Source organism: Verrucomicrobiia bacterium (genome assembly GCA_035489575.1).
Lineage (GTDB): Bacteria > Patescibacteriota > Saccharimonadia > Saccharimonadales > JAGQNK01 > DATHJY01.
This window is the reverse complement of sequence record DATHJY010000008.1, coordinates 19,020-37,124: the sequence shown is the minus strand read 5'-3', so window position 1 is coordinate 37,124 and position 18,105 is coordinate 19,020. Positions and strand designations below refer to the sequence as shown.

Genomic DNA, 18,105 nt, shown 5'->3' with positions numbered 1-18,105 from the left:
GGACTGTGTGCAGTCCTGTATTTCGTTTGAAATCAATAACAAAGACAGGACAAGTTCCGCAAGCTGCCAGATGGTAGAATCTTTTCTGGCTAGTCTTGTTTATCCAACCGCCAGTTTGGGTGCATAGTGCAAGCCCGAGCAATATAGCTAGTGGGGGTGTTGACAATGGGGTGGGGTGCTATATAGTTAACTAATAGGTTAACTATTATGACTATATCTTATGATTCTCCCCAGCTAGATGCTGTACTTGAGGCGCTGGCCAACCCAAAGCGCCGGGGTATTGTGCATGACCTGTCTTTGCAGCCGGCTACGGTCAGCCAGCTTGCTCAGCGTCGAGACCTATCACTGCCGGCTATCCATAAACACATCCGTACTCTTGAACGTGCCGAGCTGATTATTCGCCGAAAGGCAGGGCGGACTAACTTTGTCGCCCTCAACCCCACCACCCTGGGGCTTCTTAAGAACTGGATTATGCACTATCAAACTGAATGGGGAAACACTCAGGCCTCGTTCGAAAACTATGTTTCCAGGATGCAGGAATGAGTCCGGGAAAGTAATAAACCTAAACAGGAAGTTAAAGGAGCGAACAATGGGAAAATACGTATACATCTACTACGCCGGTAGTGCATCTGATGGTGGCAACGCCGAGGAGTGGGGCAAATGGTTTGGTGAACTGGGCGACAAGCTAGTAGACGGCGGCAATCCTTTTGCCGAGGGCGGAAAAGCCGTGAATAAGGACGGTGTCATGGAAGTTCATAACCCGCCTGCAACTGGCTATTCTATCGTGAGTGCCGACAGCATGGACGATGCGGTCAAATTGTCCAAGGGCTGCCCATTGCTGTCCTCAAAGGACGGAGCGGTCTGCGTGTACGAAGCTCTACCTATGTAGACCTTCACACTATCGGGAACTGAAACGACCCTTTTCTGGGTCGTTTTTTTAGTTAGTCGTCTGAAAATTTTTGTCCCTTTCCTTGGCACTCTACGATTGCTCTGCCGATAGCCCCGACCACGGCATCCCAGCGTTCGTCACTAGGGTAGAGTGGTTCTGTCTCGTTGGGCGAGATGTTCACTTCGGCAGAACTAAACCCTATGCCACCTAGCCTTACGCTATAGCCGCTTGTGTCTACGAACCGGATCTCTACCTCGCCTATTATGCAGCCGGGATAATCATAATCAGACGTATCTATAGGATCGACCTTCAGGTAACCTTCGGGTGTTTGCTCGAACTTGCCTTTGTGCAGCCACTTTCGAACCCTACCCGCCGCCTCTACGAGATCGTGAACACCTTGGTCGTAGCTCATTTCTTTGGCGGGCTTTTTTGATTTTACCCGGTTGGCAAGTTCGGCTGGCGATAGGTTTTCCATGCATATCTCCTTTTATTGCTGACATACATATCTATACAAGAATCGTGAAGTCTAAGCAGTGAAGCTGTTTTTACAAACTTGTTTTACACTTATGAGGTGCATTATTTGCAGAAACATATTTTGGACATATTGCGCTATCAGGACGGCGCACGGTATCGAGAGCTATTGCCGGCAAACATAGAGAGCAGCCATCTGCGCTACCATTTGGGCCAGCTGGAGTCTGCGGGCTATGTGCAGAAGCAGGCAGATCAAGGCCTGTACAAGCTGACGACTGCCGGGAAAACAATTGTAGATTATTTATCTAGTGTAGGAACTAACCCCAAACAGACTCCTAAAGTTATCAGCTACACGCTGCTTACTTATGGGGGCCAGCTGCTGCTGTATCAGAAAGACAAAGAGCCGTACAAGGGATTGGTTGGCATGATCGGTGGCAAGGTGCATTTTGGCGAGGACGTATCGGCTGCTGCCCAGCGTGAGGTACACGAAAAAATGGGCTGGGATGTTGATCTGCCTCGTCTGGCGGGCGTGGCAGATATCAGAATAAGCGAAGGCAACGTGTTGCTGAGTCATGTGGTGGCCTATGTCCATGTTGGCAAGGTGGCAGAGCTGCCGGCAAAAACAGTGCCCCAGCTTATTGTCACTACTGACAGCGAAGTCAGAACCCATCAGCTGATACCTGACTTGCTGCCACTCTTGGAGGCTATCGACACACATAAAAAAACCACTTTCGTGGTTTCTTTGCAGCTTACGGTGTAGCTATTTTTTAGACTTGGTTTTGAGCATGCCGTTAACCAGCTGGATCAATTCTTTTGGAGACGCCCAGGCTTTTAGCATGTATTTGTCGGCGCCAAGTGTGTAGGCTTCGTCTATTTCTTTTTGGGTATCCAGGTTGCTAAAGATGACGACTTTGACGCCTTTGTGTTTTTTGAGGTCGTACTTTTTCAGGAATTCGACACCGCCCATTTTGGGCATGCGTAAGTCCAGCAGAATAAGATCAGGCTCGAGGGTTTCGGTGACGTTCAGGGCCTCGGTGCCGTCGTAAGCTGCGTGAATAGTGTGACCTTCACGCTTCAAGATCATTTGGTACGCTTCGTTGAGGTTTCTCTCGTCCTCGACAATCAAAATTGTAGCCATTGCTAAACCTATTATACCTGATTTATTTCCGAATCAATCTTTACTTGCCTAGCGAACTTGCTGCTTTGGCAGTGTAACGGTGAAGGTAGTTCCTTTGCCAACGGTAGACGTGACCTGGATAGAGCCATCGTGCAGATCGATCAGCTGTTGACTTAGATACAACCCAATTCCACTGCCGCTGGTTTGGTTGGACAGTTCATTTGGAATGCGCGTGAAGCGCTGAAATAGCTGGGGTATGTCGTCGGTGGCAATGCCGATGCCTTTGTCGGAAATGGCTATTCTGACTTTTGCCTTCTGAGTTCTCAGGCTGACGGTTATGGGTTTTTGCTCGTAAGAGTATTTGATGGCGTTGGTCAGTAGGTTTTCTAGTGACATGCGAACACAGTGCTCGTCGGCTTCTATGAAAACATTCTTTGACGGCAGTTGTAGTTTGATGCGGCTTTTCTTTTGCTCGGCTTCTGGTGTCAATTCTGCTGCAAGGTCACGCAAGAGCTTGTTCAGGTTAATACGGCGGGGAGTAATGACAATGCCTTGGGCGTCTATTTTGGCAACATACAGTAGTTGGTTGATGATGTGCAGCTGCCGCTCGTTGCTTTCGTAGGCTTTGTCTAGCAGGCTTTGCTGATCGGTATTTACGTTGCCAGCATATCCGTCTTTGAGCATACCGATATACTGTTTGACTGACGTTGCGGGCGTGCGCAGTTGGTGTGAAGCCAGCGATAGCAATTCGTCCTTGGCAGCTTGGACTTCGACCTGTTTGGTATTGCCCAGCGCGCGGGTGCGGGCCACCAATAGTGCTAGTACAAATCCAGACAACAGTGCGCTGAGAATGATGCCAGATATGAGTGCGGTCGTAGGGCGGTTGCGTGTGTTCTCGGAGATGATAGAGGGCGAGAACCGGAAGTCTAGTTTCCAGGTACGTCCGTACAAGTTCATATCTACCGTGTGGCTATAGCCGGTGGTGTCGGCAGCCAGTGAGGAATAGTTCTCGGACTCGTACAGCAGCCCATTGGCGGACTGGTCAGCTGCATCATAAATACGTAGGGCAGATGTGGTGCTTTGCGTACCAAAGATTCCGCCGAATAGGTTTTTGCCAATGAACGGAGCGTAGGCAAAACCTTGTATTTTGCGTTGCCCGGCTGGCAGGGATTGGTCTGCAACCGTACTATAAACAGGCACGAACATGGTGAAGCCCGAGTTTGTGCTGAGTTTGGCATCATTCTGGATAAAGGTGAGCTTGCTGGTCAGTGAGGCCTCGCCAGTTGCGCTAGCTCTTTGCATGGCGGCTCGCCGGGTCGGTTCGGCATACATGTCGTAGCCTAGGCCGGCAGAACTACGAAAAGGTTCGGTGTATAGAACTGCAGTATAGGTATCGCGGTTGCCGTCCGGATAGAGATGAAAGTCTGGAAATCCTTCTTGCTGCATACGAGCCGTCAGTGCTTCTTTTTGGTTGGGCGACACAAAGCTGATATAGCCAACACTTTGTATGCCTGGGTATTTTTGCTGCAAGTCAAAACTGCTGACATAATTTTTCCACTCGGTGCGCGTGACAATGTCTGACGAGTTAAAGAGTGCGCTGGCGCCCCTCAGGACTACCTCGTATGTTCCCATGCGTTCGACTACAGAATCGCGCGCGCTTGTGGCGTGAGTAGAGGTAGCGTTTTGCTTTTCGGCTGCCAAGGCCTGCCGAGCATTGTGCCAGCCAAGCAGGCTAATACTCAGCAGGGTTAGTAACACTGCACCGGTTGGCAGTAGGTGCAAAAAAAGAGTGTTAGAAGTGAGGCGCTTGCGGCTACTTATGAAATACATGCCTTCTATTATAGCTGTTCCTGCGCCCTCTGTTGTTAATAGCAACACACTTAATACTATGAACTACTGGGGTAGGTGATACGGATTTTTCCTATCAGACGTTAAAAGCGCTACTGTTTTTTAGACAGTGTGAGATAATGTAGCAGTATTACTAAAAAAAGGAATGCAAAAACATGGCAGATCCAGCAAATGATTTCAACCAACCTAACCCACAGGATCCCGCAGCACCCGCACCTGACGCAGGTCCTGTAGTGCCTACAGATCCAGCTGGCGGCGCCGGCGGTTTTGGCGGTGATCAACCACCAGTACCACCTCAACCTGGTGACAACCCAGTAGATGTTCCTCCGGCACCTGATGCCCCAGAGGATGAAGCTCCTCAGCCACCAGTCGCTGTTTAGCTTTTAGGTTGTATTCAAAAAATCCGGCTCGTATGAGCCGGATTTTTTATGTGATGCAAATGCTTGACTATTTTTTCTTGTCTTCGTGGCCTTTAATGGCAGACTCTATCACATCATGTGGAAGAGCGGCTGCCTCCAAAAGGGCGGTCCTCACTTTGCCTGCGGCATCTCCACCAACATCTCCGGCTGCGTCCAGGGCGCCACCTACGGCTTCTTTGGCTGCATCAGCTGTGTTACCGCCGGTGTCGCCAACTGCCTTTATGGCACCTTGCACGGCAGATACAGCTGCACCGCCTACGTCGCCACCAGCGTCGGCTACGCCTTCAACGATACCTTTTGCGCCGCCACGGATTGCGCCCAGTACGTCACCGCTAACCTGTGAAGTACCTTTGATGATTCCACTCATAGTATTGGCGGCAGTGTCGGTGACAGACGCGCCTACCTGACCGGCTCCTTTGATTGCACCGCTGGCAACCGAGGCTACGGCCTCTACGGTGCCACCGCCAATCTCGCCAACATCCTTCAGAACATTAACTACTTGGTCCTTTACAGCTTCGGTTATGGCATCTAGGATGTCGTCTACACCTTGTACGGCGGCCACGACAGCGTCAGTGGTTTCAGTAATAATCTGTTTGAGCATAAGCCCTCCTTTTGTTGGTTAATGACATATAAGCGTAAACACTTATACACCCTACAATACCATATACCTCTTGCCGCCGCGTTTGCCTATGCCACTTCCAGGGGGTCCCTACTACATGGGTCCGTCAGCTCGGGGCTTGCATACATACCCCCAGACAGGCGGTTCCAGAAACATGACTGTCCGGATAGTATCCGGCATTCGGCTCCTGCGGAACTTGCCCTGTCTTTGTTATGATTTCAGCGGAAATACAGGGCTGCACACAGTCCTCGGATCGCGCAATGCCGAACACCATCCGCCCAATCAGTTTCTGTAAAGCCTGATCTGTGAGTATGTATCCAATACCAGTTTGGTGGTAGGCGGCTTTCCCCTCTGCCACTCTGATCAGGCTTTGCGGAAACGGATTGGTTCAGGCAGTGCGATGCTGCCCGCGTTCCGAGGACTGTCTGAAGTTCTGCTATTCCGTTGAAATCAATTCATAAAAAGCAGAACAAGTTCCACAGGAACCGGACAGCATCGCACTGCCTGGCCAGTCCTGTTTTTCGTAACCGCCTGTCGGAGGGCGGAGGGGGAAGCACTGCAACGAGGGGTGTGCTTGAGTTGTTATTGGGTGTGTTTAGGGGAGGTGATGAAGCTGGTAGCTAGGGTGGAGCTGATGCTGCGTAGGGCGGTCAGGCCTTTTTGTTCGTTGTAGGGTTTTATGTTGGATTTGGAGAATATGACTATTACATATGGGTTCTTGCCGTTGTCTACGATGGCTACATTATGCAGTCGGTCATCCAGCCAGCCGGCTTTGTGGTAGACCTTTACGCCGGTTGGAATAGTCGGGCCAAAGATCTCGTTGCGGTCAGCTTGTTTCATATACGCTAGCAGCTTTTGGGTGTGCTGTTCGCTCAGCAGTTCTTTCTTATAGAGCTGCCTGAGCAAAAGGGCGGCATCGCTCGCCGTCATAGTGTTTTCGGCTGCGGCATACGTTTGCATGCCGATACTTCGGGCAAAGGCTTCCATGGCGGGACGTCCCAGGTCGTCATTCAGTGGGATCCAGACGTTGTTGTCACTCTCTACCAGCAGGCGTCGTAGTTCCTCGTCGCTGCGGTCACGATAAGTGCTGTCCAGCCCTTGCTCTTGGTTGTGATAATACGTGACAGCGCTGAGTAGTTTGCCTACGCTGGCGGCGATAAACTGCGAGCTAACTCCTTGTGCTGAAATGGTGTCTGGGTGGTTGAGGTCGACATAGGCAACACCGATTTGCAATGATGGGTTCTGGGCAATGATGGTATCTATTGCCGGTCGGATGTTGGTGGTGTCTACGGCAGCTGGCACTTGCGGCTGCGCTGGCTCCTCTTGCTTATGGGTTACTTTGGCTAGGGCTTCTGAGGCGGTAGATGGTTTCCATAAAAATAACCCGGCCAGTAAGCACAGGGTGATAACGAGCATGATGCCACCAGCAGGTGAGCGTTTGCGAGATGGGAGTGCAGCGGGTCGCTCGAGTGTACGACTGACTGAACGGGCTGGTCGGTAGGCCTTATAGCGGGATCTTTGGTCCATGAAAACCGTTCTAGTATATCGCACCCGTCTAGAATTTGGCTGAGAGCGTCCTGATTAAAAGCTTGTTAAAAACTGAGGAGACTAGGTATTGCTTATGCTTTTTTACTGTACAATGTGAGAGTAATGTAAAAAGGACAATAAAAATATGAGTGTTGTAAGTCTATTGGCGCAATACAGTTATTCGTCGGATCTAGAAACGCAGCCCGGCAGTGGTGGTATGGGCGCGTTCGCTATGCTGTTCTGGTTGGCATTTATAGTGGCTATTGTTGCGGGTCTGTGGAAGACTTTTCAGAAAGCCGGACACCCAGGGTGGGCAGCGATTATTCCTATCTACAATACCTATATCTTGCTGAAGATTGCTGGGCGACCAGAGTGGTGGTTGGTGTTGTATCTAATTCCTGTTGTGAACTTGATAGTGCATATTATTGTGTCTCTGGATGTGGCCCGGGCCTTTGGCAAGAGCGACATGTTTGGCATATTTGGTTTGTGGCTCTTCTCGTTTGTTGGCTTCCTGATGCTTGGTTTTGGCAGCGACAAATACAAAGGTGCCCCAACGCACTAAGTCCGTTTGTAAAATCCATTTTCTTTCAACCAATTAAGGCTCCTTTATACTTACTAAGTAAAAGGAGCTTTTTATATGGCTGAAACTATAGATGTGTGTGATCACACAAGTGTTGGAGTGCTTATTGTAGACTCTGAGGAAAGAGTTCTCCTGATAGAACGTCAGAAGTATCCATTTGGCATGGCTGGGCCGGCCGGACATATGGACCCCGAGGATGGGGGCGATCCTGAACGAGCCGCCCTGAGGGAGGTGCGGGAAGAGACAGGTTTGATCATTGCTGCGGGTGGTCTGGTCAAGACAACTATACAAGAGCGTCGTATGTCTAATAATTGTCGCCGCAATGGCCAGTATCACAATTGGTGGGTATACACCGCGACTGAGTACGCAGGTGAACTTTCGCCCAAGTTAGATGAAGCAAAGAATGCTGGCTGGTACGATCGCTCGGATCTGCAGGCGCTTGCTCAGCGGACGCACGCCTATGAGGCGGGACGTGTTGCCGAAGATGACTGGGTAAAAAATCCTGGGCTAGAGGATGTTTGGCTAAAATTTGTGCTAGAGCTGAAGTTTATCGACCCCTGGCCCGACCGCCGCTTCTAAAAATGGCAGATATTGGGCGACCTTGCACAAAGCTGGTATAGTTTTTATTGATCTACCCATAAGATAGTACATCAACAGCTAGACCCATACCCCTCAAGTAGGAGAGGACTCGGTGAAGGCCCAAAAACTAGGTCCGTTGGTCGTCCAGCGATTGCGTCACGCAAAGCTGGACGATGACCTTGTCGCGGAATTTGTCGGCGTTACTACGGCGACGATAGATACGTGGCTGAGAAAGAACATAGTGCCTCGAGGGCAACAGATCAATCGACTGTGGCACTTGCTGGCACTTGCCGGAGTAGACTCACCCGAGCTCAAAAGAGTGTCGGCCTACGGCCGATACCTGGGCGAGCTCATGGCGTATGACCTCGTTTCGCTCGAAGCCGCGCAGCACAGCTGCAAACTGCTCAATGAGCAGGGCGTTCTGCACATCATTCGGGGCGAACAGAGCCCGCCGACTCGGCCCCGGGACACACTGGAGGATCTTCGGGTTGTCTATGGCGATGACCTGGAGAAAGCCAAGCGTGTGTGGAAGGAGAAGCTGGGTCTTGATGACCAAGAAGCCGATCCGGTCCAGGCAGATGTCGAAGAACTTCCGGCAGTTCTGCCAACGCCAGTTCCGGCGCTCCTGCACATGTCCGCTGATCCTGGCAAGCACGATCGCCTGCTGGCGATTGCGCAGCGTTTTGCCGCGGTGACTGCGGATGCTCGCTACCTGGTCTCGGCCGGTTGCACTGCGGAAGATCGCGAACTTGTCCGGGAGCTTCTCGGAGAAGACGGCATGTTCAACTTCTCCAACTTGGTCAACAAGTTGTGTAGCGAAAGGGCACTCAACCAGTGAGGACGGCGGAGATGACGCAATCCAGACCCGACCCTGACCTCGATGCCGTCGAGGCCGATGACGAGGACGACAGCGACTCGCTCAGTCTTCACCACGGCGAAGCGCTCATGCACTTCGCGAACACCTATCCGACCCTCAACCTGACCATTGTCGAGGCCGTCCAGAACGCCATCGACGCCAAGGCTCACAACGTCTTCATCGGCATCAACCCCAACCCGCAAGGGCGCGAGGTCCTTGTCCTGGACGACGGCAACGGCGTCACGCAGGACGACTTCCGCAGGGCGCTCATGAGCGTGGGCAAGTCCGTCAAGCGCAAGGGCAGCCTGGGCCGCTTTGGTCGAGGACTGATCTCGCCGCTGGACAAATGCAAGACGTATGTCTTCGCCAGCATGTCCAGTGGGATGGATCACGCCAACATCTGGACGTTTCGCGGCGAGGACATCATCAAGCAGGCCCGGGACATCAAGGTGCCCATCGTGCAGGAGGCCAAGCTGCCCCGCGTTCCGCGGCGGTTCTCCAAGCAGGCTGCTGCTTTGGGCTGCCGGTGGCGGACCATGGTCAACCTGCGCGAAGTGACCGAGGACAAGGTGGTGAATGCCACCAATATCGATGACCTGCAGGGCCTCATCAGGGCCAAGCTGGGCATCGGTATGCGTCGCTCGGACACTACCGTCCACATCCTGATCAACGATGGTCTGGGTCACCCCCAGAGCGGCACGATCAATCCGGATGACTTCCAGGGTCAACCCCTAGAGGTCGTCAGGTTCGACGGCGGCGAGTGCGGCGAAGTCGTCTTCGAGCTCTATCGGGCTCGCAAGTCAGGCGGCAAGCGCAGCGGCGAAGTCTTTGTCATGGAACTGGACGACGACTATCCCGTGACTCTGCGCGAGGTCCAGACCCAGGCCATGGGTGCCAGGTGGCTCGACGCGGTCAAGGATGCTTTCGACGTGCTCGGTTCGGGCTACTTCGAGGGGACCATCCGTGTCGAGAAGATCGAACTGGCGCCCGAGCGCAACAAGTTCGTTCTGAACGAGGCCCTGATGGCCATGTACTTGGCTATCGACTGGTGGTACCAGCACCACGGCAAGGAGTACTTCGAGGACGAGTCCGAGGCTCAGCGCGACGAGCGCTACCGCGAACTCGGCGAGAAGTCCCTGGCCAGGTTGTTGGGCGAACTTGACGAGGGCATCACTCGGAAGTTGGCCGACTTGTTCCCCGCAGAGGTGGAGGCCGAACAGGCTCTGGAGCGCAAGGCACGAGGTCCGTCGCCAACCGGCGACAATACCTCCTCCAAGCGCACCAGGCGTCAGCCGACCATCGCCCGGCCACCCAAGCCGGAACGCGAGGAGCAAGACGAGCAGGGGCAGACCAAGGGCACCTCCAGCAAGGGGAGTCTGAAGTTCGCCTACGAGATGATGGAGGGCAGCAGCTACCTGTGGATCTTCGACCCAGACACGGGGGTGCTGACCTTCAATATCCGTCACCCGGTGTGGGTCAAGCTGGACGAGACCCAGGGCAAGCACAACACCAGGCACGATAGGCAGATCATGCACCTGCAGGAGTGGCTGGCGCTAAAGCTGGTGCTTCTGCTGATCCGGCATGGCAGCTTCGACTTCGAGTTCGACGTCGAGCGTGTGGCCATCGACCTGGAAGCTCCGCACTACGCCAAGCACTTCATCGCGGGCAAGCGGTGATGTCCAGGCGGTACTAGATAGATCAACAGCAGCAGGTGAGTACTATGGTGCTCGGGACGTTACAATCGCATTTCATGCGACCCCGACACCATAGCTCACCTGCTGCCCGACCCAGAGGCCATACCAAATGTGTGACTTGTGGAACGGAAAAACTTAAGTTAGCGAGCCAATCATATAGACATAAAAAGAAATAAATAACATAATAGACCCATCATCTGAAGATGTTCCAGTGGGGGTAACAACTCTCGCAGCAAGGGACTCCTTTGCAGATGTGCACCGTCATGAAAACTGGCGAAGTCACCTTCTAGCCATCCGGCAAGACACGGATAGCTGACATGAAAGGATGTGCGATGGCCAAGCAAGCCACTGCAACCAAACAGACCACTGGGGTCAACGGCAGATTCGCCCCGCGAATCGCCATGTCGCTCGAGAAGCAGCTCAACGTCGCGTTGGCAGCTTTACGGGAGAGAGCCGACGACCAGGGGAACTTCAGTGCGCCGCCTGGGCCGGCTCACACCATCCTGACGTTGCTCCAGCCCTTCGGCGCCAACGAAGACAACGCTCGCAACCTGCAGGGCAAACTCGTCGCCTATGGCCTGCTGACCTACAAACGCAAGGGGCAGCGCAGCCAGCTGACTGCCTACACCGTTGACATGGTCCATCCCCCCATCACCCCCGAGTCGCTCAAGAAGTTGCAGTCCGACGTCCGTGCCCGCAAGCGTCTGGGCAAGGCCTCTACCAATGGTACCGAGCCCGAACTCACCCTGGAGCAGCAGCTCGAGCAGATAGCTGAGATTATCGCTGGCTACGAGCTGGCGCTGGACCAGCTGGCGGCTGGACGAGACCAGGCGTGTGCCGAGCTGGAGCAAGAGAAGGCCAAATCGGCCGATTTGCAGCGGCGGCTGGACCAGGCCGAGGCTCGGTACACGGATCTGGAGCAGTTCCAGCAAAGAGCCGGCAGTCGTGCTAGGGAGATGCTCGCTCGCTATCCAAAGGTGAACACCTAGAGACAGTGCTCCAGGCAGCTAGAAGCCATAAATTCTAGTAAATCCGGAACTCCCGGTAGGGACGGATAGTGAGGGTTTTCCCTTGCTGAACATCCGTCCCTCTAGCTCCACGAGTGTGCGCCAGGGCAAAGCGCAAAGCTTGTGCTGATGAGTCCAAAAGGACGAAAGCAAAGCCCCGAAGCCGGGGTATACTAAGACAAAAGTATGAGCAACAAACCGTATTACAAGCGCCCGTACTCCCGCCGGAGCCGGCAGGCCACAACGGGCGAACTGACCGCAACTCTTATCATTGCGGTTGTTTTGGCTGTGGCTGTTTTGGCCGCTACAACCGCTACTAGCTTAGTGATTTTGTTGGTCACAACGCTGGTGTTTGTTGCTTGCATAGTAGCGGTGGCCATGGGCTGGACGGCTTTTAGGCGCCACCAAAAAATGCGTGCCATAGAACTGTCTAGCGTAGACGCCATGGACGGCTTTGTATTTGAGAAATATGTAGAGCAGCTGCTGAAAAATCAAGGCTATCAAAACGTCCGACTGACCGAGAAATACGACCTGGGCATAGACGCCATAGCCGATCGCGACGGTGAGCGCTGGGGTATCCAGATAAAACGCAACCGGGGCAAGACCAAGGCTGAGTCGGTCCGTCAGGCGGTTACTGCCCTGAACCACTACAAGTGTAGCCGGGCTATGGTGGTATCCAATAGTCAATTCACGGGTGCTGCCAAACAACTGGCCGACAGCAATAATTGCGTATTAATAGATCGTGGCCAGCTAGGCCAATGGATTGTCGACTTCCAGAAGGGTCCTAAAAAGTAATTTCTCCCCCATGCGTTTGTTGGTCTGCTCGGTATATGAACTGACGCAATTTCTACGCATGGGGGAGAGGAGTTCATCGGTCGGGGCTTTTGGAGGATCGGCGTGCACGAGCGTTCTTGGTGGAAAACCAAAACAACAGCACAAAGCCGATAGTTTCGGTCACCAGCAAGATGATGGCACTGGTCTTGTCGGCCACGTTGGTGTCAAACGCACCTGACCTAAGCCGGCGCAGCCGTACGATTGTGTCCAAGAGCAAAAACAGGCTCACCCAACGGGCGCTGCGGGTGGCAATCTGTGCGAACCGCTGCTGCGAGGCGGGCACCGATCCCATGTAGTAGCAAGTGAATGCCATGAGCAGCATCGCTAACGACAACAGCTGGAAAAATTCACTTGTGTTGCCGGTGGCGTAGTCAACCCAAAAGCTGCCAACGGACGAAATGGCCGCCAGGAGCCTCAGGTCGCCCCTCATGGGTGGCGTGAGTCGAGCTGACCACGCATCGAGTCGCTTGAACATTAAGGTGTCACCTCTTCTCAAAGAACAACAGGGATGAACGTAATAATAATGCAATAAGAGCAAAAACCTGTCAACGCGTGGACATGAAAACCTCCCTTACACTTTGCCGCCCTGTTGAAGGGTTAAAATGGCTCTGTGTAAGGGAGGGGTGTTCGGTGGGGTTAGCTCCTAGGGACCGACAGTGCTGGCCTGGGCCCTGGCCGCTCGACCTTCGGCATACCGCTGTTGTCCAAAGAGGAGCAGCAGCCAGCTTTGGCCGAGGTACAGCATGACAAGCGCCACAGCGCTGAGGCGGTCGACGGCGCTGGGATCGACGTCTCCGGAGACGAGCGTGATAAACTGCTCGATAGCGCTGTAGAGCATGAGGGCACTCCCGATCAGGTAGAACGGGACGAACCAGGATGCGCGCTTGCTTGGCTGCGAGCTCCGGCGGTCCTGACGCTTGCTGATGACAGAGAAGAGCCCGGAGGCGTAGCCAATGCCCAGGCCGGCCGTCAGGGCTGCCACCATGGACACTAGTTGGGCAGATGCGTTGGAGCTGTCGCCGTCAGCCCCGGCGGTGATGCAGATGAAGACGGCGATCATGCCGATCAGCCCTGCGCCGATTCGGACACCTACGGACGGGTTGGACCCGGTTTGTACGGAATCTTCGGTCATAACAACCTCTTTCAAAGAACGGACCGACACTATGAACGTCCTAAACTATAAAATGTATCTGATGACGATGCAAGGTTTTACAAAATGAAAACCTCCCTTGCATGTGCCACCCGTGAGGGTAAAAATGGCTCCACGCAAGGGAGGGGGTCTTCATCGTCGGCGCTAGGCGCCGGTGGGGTTGGGGTTGGTGACGGTCTGGGCCTTGTTGCGGTCGAGCCGCGTGAACCCGTGACCGCTCAGGATCATGGCCAAGAACAGGCAGACAACGATCACCAGCACGGTGCAGATCTGGTCGACCCTGTTGTCGTTGATCCGGCCGTCGTGCAGACGGAAGGCTTCCATGATGGCGAAGGCGGTGACGTAGGCGGCGCCCATGAACTCGGCGACAACCTTCGGGACCTGCTGGCGGCGACTGGTCGTCTGGACGGTGTCGTCGGCAGGCGTGTCGCTCAGGTTGTCGGTCTCCGCGGCGGTGTACGCCATGGCGGCCAACGTCAGGATGCCCAAGCTGATCAGGATGGTCGACGAGTCGGCGGTGCTGGCGACGAACGACAGCCACAGGCCGGCGGTTGCCAGGATGGCGGCGATGACGTAGCAGATTACTCGGGCCGTCGGCGACACGTTGGGCGTGTGGGTGGTCGGGCTGTCGGGCACTGGGGTGGAGTCGGACGACAGATCGGGGGTGGGCGTGCGGTCGGTCATATCAACCTCAATTCGAATCGGAAGGAACGATGAAGTATATATAATAACACAAAAATGCTATTAATTCAATGTTTATCAGAGACCCTAGCTGTCTTGGGCGTAGTCTACCATGGCTTCGAACAGGGGTAGGCCATGAGGGACTATGGTTTGTCCCAGTGCTTTATAGCGGTGGTAGTTGGGGTGCTGCTGCGGCACCACAAAACGCTCTGGGTGAGGCATCATGCCCAGGATATTACCGCTTGGGTCGCAGATACCGGTGATGCCGCCGGGTGAGCCGTTGGGATTATCCGGAAAGCCGGCAGTTGGCTCACCGTCTTCACCGCAGTAGCGAAATACTATTTGCCCTTGGTCGGCCAGCTTTTTGTATTCGTCTGGCGTGGGTTGCAAGAACTGGCCTTCGCCGTGAGCACTGGGCAGCTCTACGTAGTCGCCACCCATGGTAATCGGATTGGCAAAAGCGCAGGCCGATGCTTCGACCCGCAGGTCGCTCCATCGACACTGAAAGTCCCCAGTTTTATTTGGGATTAGGCTGGCAGCTTTTGGCCCCTCGGGACGAGATACGGGATCTGGCAACAGGCCGCTTTCTACAAGCACCTGAAAACCGTTGCAAATACCTATAACTAACCCACCAATACTGACAAAATCATCTACTTGGTCACGCAGCCGGGTCTTTAGCTCCAGTCCCAAGATCCTGCCCGAGGCAATGGCGTCACCGTATGAGAAGCCTCCGGGAAGCGCCAGGATCTGGTAATCACTTAGTTGCAGGTCATGGTCGCTGAGCTCGCTGATGTGCCGCTGCTCTGTCTCGGCACCGGCCAGCTCAAACGCAAAAGCGGTTTCTTCATTGCAGTTAATGCCTGCTGTGTTTAGGACGCATACCGATGGGCTACTCATGCTGCTACCTCCTCTTGGTGCGGCTGACCTTTCCAGGCCCGCTTAAGATCCGGTACTGCCAGGTTAAACAGCTCTTCCTCGGGGGTGCGGGCTACCAGCTGTTTTGTCCGTGTGGTTTGGCCCAGTACCTGGTGCGGCACGCCTTGGAATAATCTGGCAGCAGCCATGGGGCTTCCTACCTCTACCACAAAGCAGCCAGCGGTCTCGTTCAAAAGTTGTTGGGTAGCGGGGAGATCGGGTGACAGGTATAGTTCTACGCCACAGTCACCGCCAAAAGCCATCTCGCTGACAGCTGTTAACACGCCGCCTTCGCTGACGTCATGACAGGCCAATACTTCGTCTGTCTGAATGGCGTCAAAAACGCTTTGCAAGGTTTGTGGCAGTTGTTCTAGATCTACCCTGGGCAGGTTGTCGCTACTGCCACCATGGGTATCATGCAGGATAGAGCCGCCCATGGCCTGGTAGTCTGGCTTGCCTACCAATACGAGGGTAGAGTCAGTTTTTTTGATGTCACTGGTAACGGTTTTTTCGATATCTGCAATTTTGCCGGCTACGGCAATGGTCAGAACAGGTGGTACGTCGATAACTTCTATTACTTCACCTGTTCCGTTGGTTCGCTTGTAGCGTGAAGATAGGCTATCTTTGCCAGAAATAACAGGTCGCTCTAGGGCATCCATGCTGTCACACACTGCGTCCACCATCATATCTAATGCGCCCATAACATGTTTGTCTGGTGTGGCGGTGACGTAGTTATTGGTCAGAACAGCCTTTTTGGGATCGCCGCCCACAGCGACGTAGTTGCTCATTCCTTCGGCCACTGCCCAGATGCTTCCCCAGTATGGGTCGATGTCATTCAGTACCGGATTCATGCCGTGGGCCTGCACCAGCCCATAGGGCTTACCCAAGATGGGTTGCAGTACAACGGCATCATTGGGCGCGTCACGCTTTACGCCGCCGTATGGCTTTACTACTACGCCACCCTGTACCTCGTGGTCATAGCCACGTACGGTGTCTTCTTTGGATCTGATGTTGCCATGGGACAATATTTGATGAATGGTATCTTCCCAGTCGGTAACTTCAACGTCGACTTCTGCTATCTCTGGTCGCTGCCAGTTGGCCGTCATCTCGCGCTGAGCCAGGCCATTCTTGAGGAAGTCATAGTCCAGGCTAATAACTCGTTTGTCGCCATAGGTAACTTCCAGAGTTGGCTCTTGCCCTTCTGGCGAGCCAAAGGTGCCCAGTACGGCAGCTTCTACGCCATGTTTGGCGCAAATAGCTGCAAATTCGTCGTATTTCTCGGGGATGATGGCGGCCACCATGCGCTCTTGTGATTCGCTCATCCAGATTTCCCATGGTGCCAGGCCGCTATATTTCAGGGGTGCTTTGGCCAGGTCTACCTGTACGCCAATGTCTTCGCCTATCTCGCCAATGGCAGACGAAAAGCCGGCGGCACCGCAATCTGTGAGGGCGCGAATACAATAGGCATCGCGGGCTTCTAACAGGGCGTCGGACAATTTCTTTTCCTGAATGGCATCGCCAATTTGCACTGCGCTGGAGTGTACGGCGGCTGTCTCGGCGGTCATGTCACCAGATGAGAATGTGGCACCGTGGATGCCATCGCGTCCGGTTTTGCCACCAATGGCAACCACCAGGTCATCGCGTTCGGGGTCGCCCTTGTGGGCAAATTCTTCTGGCAGCAGGCCCAGAGCACCCACCATAACTGTTGGTTTGGCGCGGAAGTTATTGTGGTAGTGGGTCGAGCCGTTGGCTGTGGGTATACCCATGCGGTTGCCGTAGTCCCGGACGCCATCGATGGCCCGTTGTTCTATGTAGGCAGGGGATAGGCAGTTTTCGGGCACCTGGTCGTCAGGCATGTCAGGGTCAGCGAAGCAGAAGATATCAACAGACAGAATAGTTTTGGCACCTTTGCCAGTGCCCATAATATCGCGAAAGACGCCGCCGCTGCCGGTCATGGCCCCGCCGTACGGGTCAAGGGCAGAGGGGCTATTGTGGGTTTCGAACTTGATGTTAATACACATGCCCTCGTAAAACATAAAAACACCAGCGTTGTCGTCAAAAGCTGACACGATTTCTTCGTCAAAATGCTTGCGGGCGGTATCTTTGATGCGCTTAAACAGCGGGTCTTTTTCTACGCCGTCTTTGAAGATCTTGGCGTTAAACGTTTTATGGCTGCAGTGTTCGCTCCAGCGGCCAGCAATTGCCTCTAGCTCGGCATCTGTTGGGTCGCGGTCTTTACCCTGGAAGTAATCTTGCAGGGTTTTCAGTTCTGCTGGGTCCAGGAACAGGCTGCGGGCGGTGGACAATTCTGCCAGCTCTTGCTCGGACAGGTCACGAATGGCTACGGCTTCGATGGGGCCGACTTCACCAGTGATTTGCAGGGTGTCTGGGGTCGCTGTCATAACTCGCTCGACCGTTCTGTTCATGGCTATGCGGTTCACGACTTGGTCTATGTTGTCTTGCGGTGTGTCTGGGGCAAAATGAAGTTCGGTGCTGGAGCTTACGGCCAGGGGAGCAATGCCTAGCAGTCCCGAGGCGTACCCGATGGGTTTTTCCTCTGGATTCATCATGCCAACCTGCGGGGCGACTTCGACCCTCTGGGGGTTATCCCAGTTGGTGCGTTCGCCAACTTCGGCGTCTTGGGTCAATGAGTCGCTAAAGACTTGCCATGCGAGCATATCGGCATCTTCGTCAGTGATTCCCTCGACCCGAAAGACACGGGCGGTGGTCAGGGCAATGTCAATACCCAGCATAGCCTCTGCTTGTTTGCGAATTGCTTCCGCTGTCGGGTCGTGATCGCCAAAGACCCGTATTTCGTGTATACCCACTCCTATAACCTCCCCGGTAGGTTACTCACTATTCTTACTAAGCTTAACCAATTATCTACCTGATTTCTAGGCGCCGAGGTAAATAACACAA

The 18,105-nt window shown here is 53.9% G+C and carries 20 protein-coding genes; 10 read left to right on the top strand and 10 right to left on the bottom strand.

All coding sequences use genetic code 11. The features are described 5' to 3' along the window. Nucleotides 1-207: 207 nt before the first annotated feature. Complete coding sequence (locus VK694_03660) at nucleotides 208-543, top strand: metalloregulator ArsR/SmtB family transcription factor (protein HTE57819.1); 336 nt, start codon at nucleotides 208-210, stop codon at nucleotides 541-543. Between the two features lie 46 nt (nucleotides 544-589). Continuing rightward, nucleotides 590-889, top strand: coding sequence for a hypothetical protein (locus tag VK694_03655; protein ID HTE57818.1), 300 nt, complete (start codon nucleotides 590-592; stop codon nucleotides 887-889). Between the two features lie 52 nt (nucleotides 890-941). Here VK694_03655 and VK694_03650 read toward each other — a convergent pair whose 3' ends face one another. After that, entirely contained in the window at nucleotides 942-1,364 is a 423-nt protein-coding gene (locus VK694_03650; GenBank protein HTE57817.1) for a hypothetical protein, read from the bottom strand. Between the two features lie 105 nt (nucleotides 1,365-1,469). Here VK694_03650 and VK694_03645 point away from each other — a divergent pair, with 105 nt between their 5' ends. Then, complete coding sequence (locus tag VK694_03645) at nucleotides 1,470-2,120, top strand: NUDIX domain-containing protein (protein ID HTE57816.1); 651 nt, start codon at nucleotides 1,470-1,472, stop codon at nucleotides 2,118-2,120. On the opposite strand, the gene VK694_03640 is transcribed toward VK694_03645, so the two are convergent. Together VK694_03640 and VK694_03635 are read right to left on the bottom strand one after the other, a co-directional pair. Then, nucleotides 2,121-2,498, bottom strand: coding sequence for a response regulator (locus VK694_03640; protein HTE57815.1), 378 nt, complete (start codon nucleotides 2,496-2,498; stop codon nucleotides 2,121-2,123). Nucleotides 2,499-2,546: 48 nt separating this feature from the next. Continuing rightward, a complete protein-coding gene (locus tag VK694_03635) occupies nucleotides 2,547-4,307 on the bottom strand; it encodes a CHASE domain-containing protein (protein ID HTE57814.1) in 1,761 nt (586 codons plus the stop codon). Between the two features lie 173 nt (nucleotides 4,308-4,480). Here VK694_03635 and VK694_03630 point away from each other — a divergent pair, with 173 nt between their 5' ends. Continuing rightward, nucleotides 4,481-4,705, top strand: a complete 225-nt coding sequence (locus tag VK694_03630) for a hypothetical protein (GenBank protein HTE57813.1) — start codon at nucleotides 4,481-4,483, stop codon at nucleotides 4,703-4,705. Between the two features lie 67 nt (nucleotides 4,706-4,772). Here VK694_03630 and VK694_03625 read toward each other — a convergent pair whose 3' ends face one another. Further along, nucleotides 4,773-5,345, bottom strand: coding sequence for a hypothetical protein (locus VK694_03625; GenBank protein HTE57812.1), 573 nt, complete (start codon nucleotides 5,343-5,345; stop codon nucleotides 4,773-4,775). Between the two features lie 600 nt (nucleotides 5,346-5,945). Beyond that, nucleotides 5,946-6,890 carry a serine hydrolase gene (locus tag VK694_03620; protein ID HTE57811.1) on the bottom strand — a complete coding sequence of 315 codons (945 nt, stop codon included), beginning with the start codon at nucleotides 6,888-6,890 and terminating at the stop codon, nucleotides 5,946-5,948. Between the two features lie 145 nt (nucleotides 6,891-7,035). Between VK694_03620 and VK694_03615 the strand changes: the two genes are divergently transcribed. From VK694_03615 to VK694_03590, 6 genes are all read left to right on the top strand, one after another. Beyond that, entirely contained in the window at nucleotides 7,036-7,452 is a 417-nt protein-coding gene (locus tag VK694_03615; protein ID HTE57810.1) for a DUF5684 domain-containing protein, read from the top strand. Between the two features lie 75 nt (nucleotides 7,453-7,527). Next, a complete protein-coding gene (locus tag VK694_03610) occupies nucleotides 7,528-8,049 on the top strand; it encodes an NUDIX hydrolase (GenBank protein ID HTE57809.1) in 522 nt (173 codons plus the stop codon). 112 nt (nucleotides 8,050-8,161) lie between these two features. Beyond that, a complete protein-coding gene (locus VK694_03605) occupies nucleotides 8,162-8,887 on the top strand; it encodes a hypothetical protein (protein ID HTE57808.1) in 726 nt (241 codons plus the stop codon). A gap of 11 nt (nucleotides 8,888-8,898) precedes the next feature. After that, entirely contained in the window at nucleotides 8,899-10,581 is a 1,683-nt protein-coding gene (locus VK694_03600; protein ID HTE57807.1) for an ATP-binding protein, read from the top strand. 335 nt (nucleotides 10,582-10,916) lie between these two features. Beyond that, nucleotides 10,917-11,588, top strand: a complete 672-nt coding sequence (locus VK694_03595) for a hypothetical protein (GenBank protein HTE57806.1) — start codon at nucleotides 10,917-10,919, stop codon at nucleotides 11,586-11,588. 204 nt (nucleotides 11,589-11,792) lie between these two features. Continuing rightward, nucleotides 11,793-12,401 carry a restriction endonuclease gene (locus VK694_03590; protein ID HTE57805.1) on the top strand — a complete coding sequence of 203 codons (609 nt, stop codon included), beginning with the start codon at nucleotides 11,793-11,795 and terminating at the stop codon, nucleotides 12,399-12,401. Nucleotides 12,402-12,474: 73 nt separating this feature from the next. Here VK694_03590 and VK694_03585 read toward each other — a convergent pair whose 3' ends face one another. The 5 genes from VK694_03585 to VK694_03565 all read right to left on the bottom strand — a co-directional run bounded on the left by VK694_03585 (nucleotide 12,475) and on the right by VK694_03565 (nucleotide 18,014). Continuing rightward, nucleotides 12,475-12,915 carry a hypothetical protein gene (locus tag VK694_03585; GenBank protein ID HTE57804.1) on the bottom strand — a complete coding sequence of 147 codons (441 nt, stop codon included), beginning with the start codon at nucleotides 12,913-12,915 and terminating at the stop codon, nucleotides 12,475-12,477. A gap of 168 nt (nucleotides 12,916-13,083) precedes the next feature. Further along, entirely contained in the window at nucleotides 13,084-13,572 is a 489-nt protein-coding gene (locus tag VK694_03580; protein HTE57803.1) for a hypothetical protein, read from the bottom strand. Nucleotides 13,573-13,734: 162 nt separating this feature from the next. Further along, complete coding sequence (locus VK694_03575; protein HTE57802.1) at nucleotides 13,735-14,274, bottom strand: hypothetical protein; 540 nt, start codon at nucleotides 14,272-14,274, stop codon at nucleotides 13,735-13,737. Between the two features lie 84 nt (nucleotides 14,275-14,358). Further along, a complete protein-coding gene (gene purQ, locus VK694_03570; GenBank protein ID HTE57801.1) occupies nucleotides 14,359-15,168 on the bottom strand; it encodes a phosphoribosylformylglycinamidine synthase I in 810 nt (269 codons plus the stop codon). Beyond that, entirely contained in the window at nucleotides 15,165-18,014 is a 2,850-nt protein-coding gene (locus tag VK694_03565) for an AIR synthase-related protein (protein HTE57800.1), read from the bottom strand. The genes purQ and VK694_03565 overlap by 4 nt, the downstream gene beginning before the upstream one ends. Nucleotides 18,015-18,105 lie beyond the last annotated feature (91 nt).